Raw genomic sequence first — 11,942 nt, 5'->3', positions numbered from 1 at the left:
CTGCGACCTGATTAAGTCAAGGTACGGCAAAATTGGCTGGTTTGTTTCCTTCGCCGTCCTTGAAATACTGCCTGGCCGCGCGCCAAAGACGGGCAGACTCAGGCGTTCATGCCGTTCTCCTGGGCTTTCAACATATGCGGCCCGCTCCCGGTCCGTCGCGGACCCGGCCGGAAAACGAGGATCATGCACCGGGACCCGGGCGCCGCGAGCGGCTGGGCCACACACATCGTCACCCACCCCTGCCCCTCGACCGCGTGACGGATCGGACGCTCGTCGCCGTCGGGGTGGATCGAGGCCCCGCCCTTCTCGTACAGGGGCTGGGCGAGGGGGTCGGCGAGGATGTCCGCCTCGATCTGCCGCAGGACCTTGTCGTCGGGGCGCTGGGCGAGCGCCGCCTGCAACTGGGGCATCACCAGCGGGGCCCAGGCCGTGGCCCAGTCGATGAGTTGGTCACGCCCGTCCAGGAGCATCCACCGCATGGTGTTCACCGGCGCCCGGCCGCTGTCGAACAGGGCGTGGAAACGGTCGTTGCAGGTGACGAGGTTCCAGGAGGCGTCGGTGACGTAGGCGGGGTGCGTGATGCCGACGACGGCGTCGGCCCAGGCGGCGGGCAGGGCGTGGCCGGAGGTGTCGTACAGCGGGCCGGGCGGGTCCTCGCCGCGGGCGTACCGGCACAGGCTGATCCACTCCTGCTCGTTCATGCCGTACAGACGCGCGACGTCGCGGAGGAGGTCGACCGGGGGGTGGTGGTAGTTGCCGGATTCCAGGCGCTGGTAGGTGCGCTCGGAGTATCCGAGCAGTTCGTCGACCTGCCCCTGTGACAGGCCGGGGGCACGGCGCCCCCGGCCGGTGGGGCGGGTCAGTCCGTGCGTTTCGGGGGATATGAGCGCACGGCGGTCTTTGAGGAGCTTTTTCAATGCTTGGCGGTTCACTGGTGGCTTGTCCCCCGAGGCTGGCGTTGACTGCGGCTCAGTTTAATTAGTGCCACGCGGTATTGATGTAAAAGATTCGCCGTAGATATCGACTGGTTGCGTGCTGCATGCTCAGTGACGCGGGGTCGCTGGCCTGCGGATGCAGTGGTCAGTGACCGCGTGGTGACACCCTCGCGGGTGCTGATCGGCATCGCACGCACCGCCGGCCGGTATCCGTGAGCGGGGGACCGGGACGGACCGGGAGGGCGACCGGTTTTCGGGTGCCGTTTCCCATCAAGGGGAACACGTGCGGCGCCTGAGACGCGGCACTCCACGGTACGGGCCCGGCTGCCAGGCCACGGCCGGTGCCCCCTCGCCCCACGCCAGGGGCCTCGGCACCGGCCGTCAGGCTGGCGGCCCCGGAAGCCGCCAACCGACCTGTGCCCTCCTGTCAATTCACCCGTTCGGCTCCGCATACGCTCGCCGGCGCGGGGCATTCGTGCCGTGCGCGGGAGTGCCCTGGGTGGCTGGTGCCGCGGCCGATCCCCGAGTACGGCCGCGGCACCAGCCGAAAGGGCGGCGGTTTCCGCGCGGTGCCACCGCCCGCCGGGGTGCCCGGCGGCCGGGGCCGTCCCGCCTCTAGGGTCGCGTCCATGCAGAGGACCACGCCGCCGCGCCCGCTCGATGTCGAGGCGCTCTTCCCGGAACTGGCCGCCTACCGGGGGACGACGACACGGCTGCACCCTCGGCCGGGCAGGCCGGGTGCCACGGCCAGTTCCGTGGGCGGCCCCCTGCTGTGGCCGGCGGACGAGCCCTGGCCGGTGTGCGGCGAGGCCCATGGCCGCGGGCGGGGCCGGCGTCCGGCGGACATCCACCGGCGGCGGCGGGTCCTGGCTGCCGCGTGGGCCCGGGAACATGCCCCGGGTCCTACGGAGGAGGAACGGGAGCTGCTCGTCGAGCTGCACCGGGAGCACCGGCTGCCCGAGGCCGCGGCGAAGGACCCGCTGCCCATGATCGGTCTGGCGCAGCTCTACCGGCGTGATGTCCCCGACCTCCCGGCGGGGCCTGACGACTGCGATCTGCTCCAGGTGTTCTGGTGTCCCTTCAGCGCACACGGCCCCAGCGGCCACGGCCTGGGGCTGGACCTGCGCTGGCGTCGGTCGTGGGAGGTCGGCCGGGTACTGACCGCGCCGCCGCAGCCGCCGGTCGTCGGGTCCGACGGGTTCCTGCCCGAAGCCTGTGTGCTGCACCCGGAGCAGGTGGTCACCTACCCGTTCGCCGGCCTCCTGCCCGAGGAGCTGTGCGCCCGGATCGACGCCTGGGAGGACTCCCTCGAGGCCGAAGCCGAGCAGACGGCGGCGCAGCCGGCAGGGGGCGGGAACACGGCCGAGCCACCGCGCTACCAGTACGACCTGTCCATCCCGCCCGGCTGGCGCGTCGGCGGCTTCGCCTCCTGGCACGCCACCGACCCGTACCCCATGGACTGCCTGACCTGCGGCGCCCCGATGAGCCTGCTCCTGACCATCGACAGCTCGGAGTGGGACGGCGGCAGCCGGAGCTGGCGCCCGCTTCAGGACCAGGAGCGGTCCGCCCGACACTCCGCCACCCCCACCGGGGTCGTCGTGGGCCGCTGGGGTGAACTCAACGTCTTCGCCTGCCCCGAGGATCCGGAGCACCCGCACCGCTGGAGCATCCAGTAGCGACCCGGCCCGGCCTTCGGGTCCCTGCCTTCAGGGCCTGGGCGCCTCAGTGGCGCCGGGCGTTGAGGCGGGCGGCCTGGCGTGTGAGGTGGTCGCGTTCGGCGAGGTTGGGGGCGTGGTGGGCCGCTTCGGCGTACAGCCGCGCCGCCGTCTCCAGGTCGCCGTCGCGTTCGTGCAGGTAGGCCGCTACGGCGGTGTGGCGGGGCAGTGAGCCGTCCAGCTCGGCGAGTGCCGTGAGGCCGGCGCGCGGGCCGTCGGCCTCGCCGACGGCCACGGCGCGGTTGAGCCGGACGAGCGGGTTGTCGGTCAGGCGCAGGAGTTCGTCGTACCACTCCACGATCTGCACCCAGTCGGTCTCCTCGGCGGTGGGCGCGTCGGCGTGGAGGGCGGCGATGGCGGCCTGGGCCTGGAACTCGCCCAGCCGGTCCCGGGCGAGGGCCGCCTGGAGGATCGCGACGCCCTCGGCGATCAGGCGTGTGTCCCATCGGCCGCGGTCCTGCTCGGCGAGCGGGACCAGGCTGCCGTCGGGCGCGGTCCGGCCGGGGCGCCGGGCGTGGTGGAGCAGCATCAGGGCGAGCAGCCCCGCCACCTCGGGGTGGTCGGTCCCGGCCGCGAGCTGCCGGGTGAGCCGGATGGCCTCGGCGGCCAGGTCGACGTCGCCGGAGTAGCCCTCGTTGAAGACCAGGTAGAGGACGCGCAGCACGGTGGCGACGTCGCCGGGCCGGTCGAACCGCACGCCGGAGACGGTGCGCTTGGCCCGGCTGACACGCTGCGCCATCGTCGCCTCGGGCACCAGGTAGGCCCGGGCGATCTGCCGGGTGGTGAGCCCGCCGACGGCGCGCAGCGTGAGCGCGACCGCGGACGACGGCGTCAGTGACGGGTGGGCGCACAGGAAGTAGAGCCGGAGGGTGTCGTCCACCGCGGGCGCCGGCCCGGGCGCGGGTTCCTCGCCGGCACGGTCCTCGCGCCGGCGGCGCGCGGTGTCCGCCCGGCTCTGGTCGAGGAACTTGCGCCAGGCCACGGTGACCAGCCAGCCCTTCGGGTCCCGCGGCGGGTCGGCCGGCCAGACGCGGACCGCCTCGACCAGCGCGTCCTGGACGGCGTCCTCGGCCGCCGCGAAGTCTGCTCCGCGGCGGACGAGGAGGGCGAGCACGCTCGGCGTGAGGCTCCTCAGCAGGGCCTCGTCCATCAATGGCACTCGGTGACGGTGGGCGTCGCGGTCAGGAACGGGCGCAGCTCCAGCCACTCGTGGATCGGCTTGCCGCCCGCTCCCGGGGCGGCCGACAGCTCCCCGGCCAGCTCGACGGCGCGCTCGTGGCTGTCGACGTCGATCACCATCCAGCCGGCGATGAGGTCCTTGGTCTCGGCGAAGGGGCCGTCGGTGACCGGCGGGCGCCCCTCACCGTCGTACCGGACCCACGTGCCCTCGGGGGCGAGTGCCTGGCCGTCGACGAACTCGCCGGACTCCTCCAGCCGGGCCGCGAAGTCCCGCATGTACTGGATGTGCGCCGAGATCTCCTCCGGCGTCCACTGGTCCATGGGCACGTCGTTGACCGCCGCCGGAGCGCCGCGGTAGTGCTTGAGCAGCAGGTACTTGGCCATGGTGGTTCTCCTCGGTGCTGGTGCGACCCATTGTGGCCGCGCTCACCCCTGGGACGGAGCCGGTCACGGGTTCTCGACATCACCGCCCGGATTTCTTCCGCCGGGGCCCGCGGGCCGGTGTCCGTTCCGGCTCCGGAACCGGGTGAAGTGGATCGGCCGAACGCCCGAAGACCGGGCCGCCGGTGTGTGACGACGTGCGGTTCGCCGGAAGGTACTCTTCGCTGCGCGGCCCGTTGACGACCCGTACGAGGGAGGCGCGGGGGCATGGACTACTACGACCTCGGCAGCCACAGCCGGCGCGTGACCACGTCGTCCGACGAGGCGCAGACCTGGTTCGACCGCGGGTTGAACTGGACGTACGCCTTCAACCACGAGGAGGCCGTCCGCTGTTTCGAGGCCGCCGCCGCGGCGGACCCGGACTGTGCCCATGGCCGACTGGGGCCTGGCCTACGCGCTCGGCCCCAACTACAACAAGCCCTGGGAGTTCTTCGACGAACAGGACCTGGAGCGGACGGTGGAGCGGGCGCACGCCGCCGTGCGGCGCGCACACGCGAAGGCGGCCGGCGCCACCCCGGTCGAGCAGACCCTCGTCGGCGCGCTGGGTGCCCGCTACCCACGGTCCCGGGCCCCGGACGCCGAGGACCGTTCCGTGTGGAACGCCGCCTACGCCGACGGCATGCGGGCCGCCCACCGACTGGCCGACGGCGACCTCGACGTGGCCACCCTGTACGCCGACGCCCTGATGAACCTCACGCCCTGGCGGCTCTGGGACATCCGCTCGGGCCGCCCGGCCCCCGGCGCGCGCACCACCGAGGCGAAGGCGGTCCTTGAGCAGGCCCTCGCCACCCGGGCGGGAGCCCGGCACCCGGGGCTGCTCCACCTGTACATCCACCTGATGGAGATGTCCCCGACGCCCGAGGCCGCCCTGCCGGCGGGTGACCGGCTGCGCGGTCTGGTGCCGGACGCGGGCCATCTCCAGCACATGCCGTCCCACCTGGAAGTGCTCTGCGGCGACTACCGCCGGGTGATCTCCGACAACACCGAGGCGATCACGGCCGACGAGAGGTTCCGTGCCCGTGCGGGCGCGATGAACTTCTACACCCTGTACCGGTGTCACAACCTCCACTTCAAGATCTACGGCGCGATGTTCCTCGGCCACTTCCAGGACGCCGTCGAGACGGCGGACCGGCTGGAGGCCGCCGTACCCGAGGAGCTGCTGCGCGTGGAGAGCCCGCCCATGGCGGACTGGCTGGAGGGCTTCCTCGCGATGCGCGTGCACGTGCTCGTCCGCTTCGGCCGCTGGGACGACATCCTGCGCCTGCCGCTGCCCGCCGACGCCCGGCTCCACTGCGTCACGACGGCGATGCTGCGCTACGCGCGCGGGGTCGCCCTCTCGGCCACGGGCCGGACCGACGAGGCCGACACGGAACGCGCGCTGTTCCACGAGGCGGTCGCCCGGGTGCCGGAGACCCGGATGCTGTTCAACAACACCTGTACGGACATCCTCGCCATCGCGGCACAGATGCTGGACGGCGAGCTGGACTACCGCAAGGGGAGGTACGAGGCGGCGTTCGCGGCGCTGCGCCGGTCGGTCGAGCTGGACGACGGTCTGCCGTACGACGAGCCGTGGGGCTGGATGCAGCCCACCCGGCACGCCTACGGCGCCCTGCTCCTCGAACAGGGCCTGGTCGCGGAGGCCGAGGCCGTCTACCGTGCCGACCTCGGACTCGACGACACGCTCCCCCGCCCGCTGCAACACCCCGGCAATGTCTGGGCGTTGCACGGACTCCACGAGTGCCTGGTGCGGCTCGGCAAGGAGGGGGAGGCGCGGATCGTGGCCCAGCAGCTGAAGATCGCCGCGGCGCTGGCGGACGTACCGGTCGAGGCGTCCTGCTTCTGCCGCCTTAAGACCGTCGCCGCGGGCTCCGCGCCCCGGCACGGCTGCTGCGCCGAGGAGGACTGACCGTCGAGTACGGCTCCGGCAGGGACGCGAGCGGGTCCGTGCGCGGCCGGTCCGGGCCCGGGGCGGCGGGCGGGCCCCGTGCGGGTGCGGGGGGCTGCTCGGGGCGCCGGGACCGGCTCGTTCACCGACGCGCCGCCGGTCGTCCTGCCCGCGGCGTCGGTCGTCAGGCAAGCGCCCGGCTCAACCGTCCTCGTCCGCACGCCGAACGGCGCGAGTGCGAGGGCGAGGGAGGCGGTGAACCCCTCGACGGCCATCTTGCTCGCCTCGCGGACGGCCGAGAGCGGCATGCGGCCCAGCGCGCGGCGACCGCGAGGCCCTCAGGCGTCAGGTGCGGATCGGTGCCGGTTCCGGCTCGGAGAGGGGCGTCGCCGCGCGGCGCGGGAGCAGCAGCGGGGTCGCCAGCAGGAGCACGCCGGCCAGGCCGATGGCCGTACGCGGGCCGAGCAGGCTGCCCAGGATTCCCCAGACGGCCGTCAGGAGCGCGGTCGAGCCCTTGGTCGTCACCGTCCAGGCGGTCAGTGTGCGGGCGACCCGGTCGGTCGCGGTGCGCTCCAGACGGTAGGTGGCGGACACGGGGTTGAACACCGCGCAGCTGAAGATGAGGCCGAGTTCGACGCCCATCACCAGCAGCAGCCCTCCGGTGCCCGGCCCGGTGAAGGCCAGGCCGACGGACCACAGGGCGCGCAGCGTCCCGGACACGACCAGGACGCGGTGCTGCCCGAACCGGGCGGCGAGCGGGCGGGCCAGCCGTGAGCCGAGCAGCCCGCCGATCGAGGGCGCGGCGAAGGCGAGGCCGTACTGCCACGGCGTGAACCCGAGCCGGCCGAGCATCAGGACGGCCAGCAGCGGCTCGGCGGCCATCACCAGGCCGTTGAACACGGCGGTGTTGAAGAACAGCGGACGCAGCGTCGCGTCGGCGAGGATGTACCGCCAGCCGTCGAGCAGGTCCCCGGCCCGCATGCGCGCGGCCCGTCGGCGCTCGGGCGGCGGCTCCTGCCCGCCCATCGCGCACAGGCCCAGGGCCGAGAGCAGGTAGCTCACCGCGTCGGCCACCACCGTCGCCACCGGACCGAGCAGCCCGGTCGCCGCGCCGCCCAACGGCGGTCCGATGATCGTGGTGGTCCAGGCCGTGGACTCGAACCGCGCGTTGGCGACGAGCAGGTCATCGGCCGGCAGCAGCGTCTTCAGGTACGCGCCGGAGGCGGCGCGGAAGGTGATGTCGGCCGCCGCGACGACGACCGAGACCAGCAGGAGCTGGAGGAAGGTGAGCGCACCGAGCGCGAACGCGGCGGGGATCGTCAGCAGTGCCGCGCACCGCACCAGGTCCGTCGCGATCAGCACGGGCCGCTTGCGGCGGAACTCCACCCACGGGCCGAGCGGCACCGCCACGGCCGCGCCCACCGCGGCGCCCACGGAGGAGAGCGCGGCGACCTCGGCCGGTCCGGCGTGCAGCACGCGGACGGCGATCAGCGGGAAGGCGCCGAAGGCGAGCCAGGTGCCGAGCGCGCTGGTCCCGTACGCTCCCCAGAGCCATCCGAACCGCCGCCCCAGCCGGCGTCCGAGCAGATGGTCCAGCCGGTGTCCGCTCCTCATGCCCGACGTCCCCTCGCCTTCCTCCGCACAACCGGTCCGCGACCGGAAGCATCAAAGCGGGCACCCCGAGCAGGGATCAAACAACCACAGCGCCGTCGGCCACAACAGCTGGTTGTGGCCCTAGGGTGTCGGCATGGACCTCGACACCGTGCGGACCTTCGTCGCCGCCGCCGACGCGGGACAGTTCCAGGAGGCCGCCGCCGAACTGGCGGTCACCCAGCAGGCCGTCTCCAAGCGCATCGCCGCGCTGGAGCGCACCCTCGGGGTACGGCTGTTCACCCGCACTCCGCGCGGCGCCGAGCTCACCATCGACGGGCAGGCGTTCCTGCCCCACGCGCGCGAACTGCTGCGCGTCGCCGAGCGCGCGGTCGCCTCCGTAGGCACCGGCCGCCGCCCGCTGCGCGTCGACGTGATCGCCTCGCGCGGCGCGGCGACGGGCCTGATGCGCGGGTTCCACCGGGCGCACCCCGAGATCGACCTCGACGTGGTGATGCTCTTCGACATCGAGACGGCCGTCGCCGCCCTCCGCTCGGGCACGATCGACGCGTCCTTCCGCGCCGTCGCCGCGCCCGGCCGGCCCCTGCCCGAGGACATCGAGTCCGTCCGGGTGCTCGACGAACCGCTCCAGCTCCTCACCGGCCCCGGCCACGCGCTGGCGGGCGCCCGGTCGGTGCCTCTCGCCCGGCTCGCCGGGCACCGGATCTGGATGCCCGGCATCGTCCCCGGTACCGAGTGGGCCGCCTACTACGACGACCTCGTCGCCGAGTTCGGTCTCACCATCGAGGCGACCGGCCCCAACTTCGGCTCCGACGCGCTCCTCGACACCGTCGCGGACACCCCGGCCCTGGCCACCTTCATGGGCGAGCACACCAGCCTCGTCTGGCCCGCCGGCCTCGGCCTGCGCCGCATCCCGGTGACCGGCCCGACGCCCGTCTACCCGCACTCGCTCCTCTGGCACCGCGACAACCCCCACCCGGCACTGGCCATCCTCCGCGACCACCTCGCCACGACGACGGCCGGCCACGCCGCCGCCGGAACCTGGACGCCGGGCTGGGTACTTCCACGCTGACACGCCCGCTACGACGAGGCCGACACGCCCTCCCCCGAGCTCTCCGGATCCGCACGCGGCGCGGCGGGCTGCCGGTCCGGCAGTCCAGCAGCCGGAAGTGGTGCTCACCGGGGGTGAAGCGCTGTTCCTCGTCCCACTGGCGCAGGGCGACGATCACCGGGAACAGGGCGCGGCACTCGTCCGTGAGGACGTGCGCGCGGTGCGACCCGCCGTCCGGCGCGGGCTCGCCGCGCAGCACCCCGGCCTGCTCCAGCGCGCAGCCGTGCCGCGAGGCTGCTCTTGGCGATGTCGAGGCCGCGCTGGAGGGCCGGCGGGACCGGCGACACCACGGGGACGGTGCCGGGCGCGTCGCCGCCCACGGCTCCGGCGTCCGACGCCGCGCCACCCACCCGGCTGCCCGCGCTGCCTGCCGAACTCGTGGCCGCGGCCCGGCGCGTCCAGACCGGCTGAGGCCCCGCTCCTCCCCGAGCAGCAGCCCGGCTGAGCCGCCTCGGTCAGTGGGCCGCCGGCAGGACCTGGACGGTGTCTCCGACCGGGCGTTCGCCGGTGGCGTCGGACGGGGTGTTGACCAGCGTGCCGCCCACGGCCATCGCGGTGGAGCCGCCGCCGTCGAGGTTCATCGCCTGCACGGCGCCGAGCGACTTCATGAAGGCGGCGGCCTCGTAGAGGGTGAACCCCTCGCTGCCGTTCGTCAGCCGCCCGTCCACCGTCGCGAGGATCAGCCGGCCCCGCCCGTCGATGCCCGCCAGGGTGCGGGGCTGACGGACGTTGGCCCACGCGTATCCGAAGGAGGTGTACGCGGGGTCGACCACACCCTCGGCGGCGGCGTCGATGTCGATACGGCCGTCCCTCACCAGCGTCGGGGCGGCGCTGACGACGGAGTCGCCGGGCCCGAGCGCGACGCGCCGGCCGTCGGTCGTGCGGACGACCTCGCCGACCTTGATACGGCCGGACGGCCCGGCGTGCGCCGTCAGCCAGTCGGCGGCCCGGCCGATGCCTTGCAGCACGTGCCCGCCCACGGGGACGCGACCGCCCCGCGCGCCGACGGAGACGACCCGCCCGGAGGCGTCCAGCACGGCCTGCACCCCGGGCCCGGTCGGCAGGTCGGCCTGGAAGGCGTCGGTGAACCGGACCATGTCGTCGGGGAGGTGGCAGGTCACGTCCTGCCAGGGCAGCTCACTGGGCGTGCTGCCGGGCCGGCCGCAGTCCCGGACGGTGCCGGGCACCCGGTTGATGCCCTGGATCCGGTACACGGCCTTGCCCGCCCGGGCGGTGACGGTGCTCGTCAGGTCCGCGATCCGGACCCTGTGACCGCCGTCCTCGATGACCAGCGCGGAGCGGGAACCGGCCGCCATCGACTCCCACTCGCCCTCGTACGCGCCGATCCCGGACATGGTGCCCGGCACGCCGTCGCCCGGTGACAGCACGAAGAAGCCACCGTTGACCCCGACGAGCGAGTTCAGCTTCCGCGCCACCGCCGAGGTGGTCTCCCGCTGTGCCACATCGCCGTCGTGCGTGGCTTCGACCGTTCCGTCGAAGGTCTTCGGGTCGATCACCGCGACGTGGATGTTCTCCTGGTCGGCCGGCTCCTGGATGTCGTACCCGGTCCAGGACGCAGTCGTACGGAAGCCGGCCGCGGTGACCGCCGACGCGGCCGTCCGCGCCTCCGCCTGGGTGGCGAAACGGCCGACACGCACCCGGTACCCCATCGTCCCGTGCGGTGTGTCGGCGTAGTCGGGCCACCGCACGCTCTCCACCCGTGGCCGCAGGCCCGCGTCGGTCAGCTTCCGCGCCGTGTCGTCGGCCCAGGCGCGGGTGGAGACCTCGGCCCAGGTCACGGGCGCGTCCGGGTCGTTCGCGGTCCACCGGGTCACGACCGGCGCCTGCACGGTGACCGTCCAGGCATGTTCCACACCGGGGTGCTGGACGACACCCGTGCGGACCGTGACCCCGGGGGCGAGGATCCGTGTCGTCCACTGCTCGGTCGTCGTGGTGCGCGCGGAACCGTCCGCCTGTGCCGTACCCGACAGCAGGGCCGGGGCCGCCAGGGCGAGCACCCCGGCGGTCGCGAGTCTCGCCCGGACACGGGCGGAGCGCCGCTCGGCACCCCGGACGCGGATCTGACGCATGGACCTGCACCTCACGAATCGTCCGGCAGCTTGTCGACAGCGGCCCACTTCACCGGCCGCAGATGACAACCACCGCCTCGCGAACCGACGCTGTCACAACGGCCATGTGAACTCGACGGCGCGCACCGGACCTGGCTGACACCCACCGGCATCCGCCCGCCACGGTGGGACGCCCGGCGGGTGTTCACCCGTCACATGCGGCCGGGGCCGGTTCGCGCACCATGAAGACGTCCACGGGGGTCCTCGGTGTCGGGGGTGAATCCGTGCCGCTCGTACAGGCGCCGGGCCGGGCTGCCCCGCAGCACGTTCAGCCGGACCAGGACGCCGTCGCGGTCGCACCGCTCCAGCAGCCCGCGCGGTACGGCCGCGCCGATGCCGTTGCCCTGGAGGTGCGGGGCCGGGTAGAAGTGCTCCAGCCCGTGGGCGTCCTCGGCCGGCCGCAGCGCCACGCAGCCGGCGAACGCGCCGCCCACCTCGATCACCCAGGTGTGCGCCGGGACGAACCCGTCCCGCAGTCGCTGCCGCACCCGCCGCTCGTCGTACCGCCCGAGCCGCTCCAGATCCGCCCGCAGCACCACGGCCCGCAACTCGGCTACCGCCTCGACGTCCGTCCCCGAGGCCGGCCGGATGCTCCACTCCCCCCTGATCGCCGGCCTACCGCCGCCGAGGTCTTCGCTGACGGCGCCGGGAACGGGAACGGCCCGGCACCGCGGGTGCGGTGCCGGGCCGTGGCTGCTCGGCGTTGCGGGGCGTCAGCCCTGGCGGGCCTTGAAGCGGGGGTCCTTCTTGTTGATCACGAAGGTCATGCCCCGCCGGCGCACCACCTGCGCGCCCGGCTTGGCCTTCAACGAGCGCAGGGACTTGCGTACCTTCATTGCTGTCTCCTCCCGGGAGGTCGAACGGGTTGTGCCGTCAGTGGCGGTCGGCGGTGGTACGGCCGTAGCGCCGCTGGAAGCGTTCCACCCGGCCCGCGGT

At 73.7% G+C, this 11,942-nt stretch carries 8 protein-coding genes and 3 pseudogenes; 3 read left to right on the top strand and 8 right to left on the bottom strand.

All coding sequences use genetic code 11. From position 1 onward, the window contains the following. Positions 1-98 precede the first annotated feature (98 nt). Positions 99-932, bottom strand: a complete 834-nt coding sequence (locus tag IE294_RS40800; RefSeq protein WP_189894441.1) for an MmyB family transcriptional regulator — start codon at positions 930-932, stop codon at positions 99-101. A gap of 632 nt (positions 933-1,564) precedes the next feature. On the opposite strand from IE294_RS40800, the gene IE294_RS40795 reads away from it, so the two are divergent. Beyond that, positions 1,565-2,611 carry a hypothetical protein gene (locus IE294_RS40795; RefSeq protein ID WP_189894440.1) on the top strand — a complete coding sequence of 349 codons (1,047 nt, stop codon included), beginning with the start codon at positions 1,565-1,567 and terminating at the stop codon, positions 2,609-2,611. Between the two features lie 46 nt (positions 2,612-2,657). Here IE294_RS40795 and IE294_RS40790 read toward each other — a convergent pair whose 3' ends face one another. Further along, positions 2,658-3,800: an RNA polymerase sigma factor gene (locus IE294_RS40790; RefSeq protein WP_189894462.1), complete on the bottom strand. Its 1,143-nt coding sequence runs from the start codon at positions 3,798-3,800 to the stop codon at positions 2,658-2,660. Beyond that, positions 3,800-4,213, bottom strand: a complete 414-nt coding sequence (locus IE294_RS40785) for a YciI family protein (RefSeq protein ID WP_014669338.1) — start codon at positions 4,211-4,213, stop codon at positions 3,800-3,802. The genes IE294_RS40790 and IE294_RS40785 overlap by 1 nt, the downstream gene beginning before the upstream one ends. Before the next feature lie 264 nt (positions 4,214-4,477). Here IE294_RS40785 and IE294_RS40780 point away from each other — a divergent pair. Next, a pseudogene (locus IE294_RS40780) lies at positions 4,478-6,176 on the top strand (tetratricopeptide repeat protein). A 167-nt stretch (positions 6,177-6,343) separates the two neighbouring features. On the opposite strand, the pseudogene IE294_RS49945 reads toward IE294_RS40780, so the two are convergent. Both IE294_RS49945 and IE294_RS40775 read right to left on the bottom strand, forming a co-directional pair. Next, positions 6,344-6,463: pseudogene (locus IE294_RS49945) on the bottom strand (SDR family NAD(P)-dependent oxidoreductase); the annotation flags it as partial. A 37-nt stretch (positions 6,464-6,500) separates the two neighbouring features. Beyond that, the gene (locus tag IE294_RS40775; RefSeq protein WP_189894439.1) at positions 6,501-7,769 is read right to left on the bottom strand and encodes an MFS transporter; all 1,269 of its coding nucleotides are present in this window, start codon (positions 7,767-7,769) and stop codon (positions 6,501-6,503) included. A gap of 133 nt (positions 7,770-7,902) precedes the next feature. On the opposite strand from IE294_RS40775, the gene IE294_RS40770 reads away from it, so the two are divergent. After that, on the top strand, positions 7,903-8,838 hold the full coding sequence (locus IE294_RS40770; RefSeq protein WP_189894438.1) for a LysR family transcriptional regulator: 936 nt from the start codon (positions 7,903-7,905) through the stop codon (positions 8,836-8,838). A 494-nt stretch (positions 8,839-9,332) separates the two neighbouring features. Here IE294_RS40770 and IE294_RS40765 read toward each other — a convergent pair whose 3' ends face one another. The 3 genes and pseudogenes from IE294_RS40765 to ykgO form a co-directional block, all read right to left on the bottom strand. Beyond that, positions 9,333-10,967 carry a phosphodiester glycosidase family protein gene (locus IE294_RS40765; RefSeq protein WP_189894437.1) on the bottom strand — a complete coding sequence of 545 codons (1,635 nt, stop codon included), beginning with the start codon at positions 10,965-10,967 and terminating at the stop codon, positions 9,333-9,335. A gap of 184 nt (positions 10,968-11,151) precedes the next feature. After that, positions 11,152-11,614, bottom strand: a pseudogene (locus IE294_RS40760) (GNAT family N-acetyltransferase). A gap of 105 nt (positions 11,615-11,719) precedes the next feature. Continuing rightward, positions 11,720-11,842: a type B 50S ribosomal protein L36 gene (gene ykgO / locus IE294_RS40755; protein WP_189894436.1), complete on the bottom strand. Its 123-nt coding sequence runs from the start codon at positions 11,840-11,842 to the stop codon at positions 11,720-11,722. Positions 11,843-11,942: the final 100 nt, after the last annotated feature.

It is taken from the genome of Streptomyces canarius, assembly GCF_014650735.1.
Classification (GTDB): domain Bacteria; phylum Actinomycetota; class Actinomycetes; order Streptomycetales; family Streptomycetaceae; genus Streptomyces; species Streptomyces olivaceoviridis.
Note: the sequence above shows the minus strand (reverse complement) of the source record. Positions and strands in the feature narration are given on the sequence as shown.

What these genes read in the sequence shown, in the direction of transcription:
- IE294_RS40795 (WP_189894440.1), top strand. Translation starts at nt 1,565, where the DNA reads ATGCAGAGGACCACGCCGCCGCGCCCGCTCGATGTCGAGGCGCTCTTC.
- IE294_RS40790 (WP_189894462.1), bottom strand. Translation starts at nt 3,800, where the DNA reads ATGGACGAGGCCCTGCTGAGGAGCCTCACGCCGAGCGTGCTCGCCCTC.
- IE294_RS40785 (WP_014669338.1), bottom strand. Translation starts at nt 4,213, where the DNA reads ATGGCCAAGTACCTGCTGCTCAAGCACTACCGCGGCGCTCCGGCGGCG.
- IE294_RS40775 (WP_189894439.1), bottom strand. Translation starts at nt 7,769, where the DNA reads ATGAGGAGCGGACACCGGCTGGACCATCTGCTCGGACGCCGGCTGGGG.
- IE294_RS40770 (WP_189894438.1), top strand. Translation starts at nt 7,903, where the DNA reads ATGGACCTCGACACCGTGCGGACCTTCGTCGCCGCCGCCGACGCGGGA.
- IE294_RS40765 (WP_189894437.1), bottom strand. Translation starts at nt 10,967, where the DNA reads ATGCGTCAGATCCGCGTCCGGGGTGCCGAGCGGCGCTCCGCCCGTGTC.
- ykgO (WP_189894436.1), bottom strand. Translation starts at nt 11,842, where the DNA reads ATGAAGGTACGCAAGTCCCTGCGCTCGTTGAAGGCCAAGCCGGGCGCG.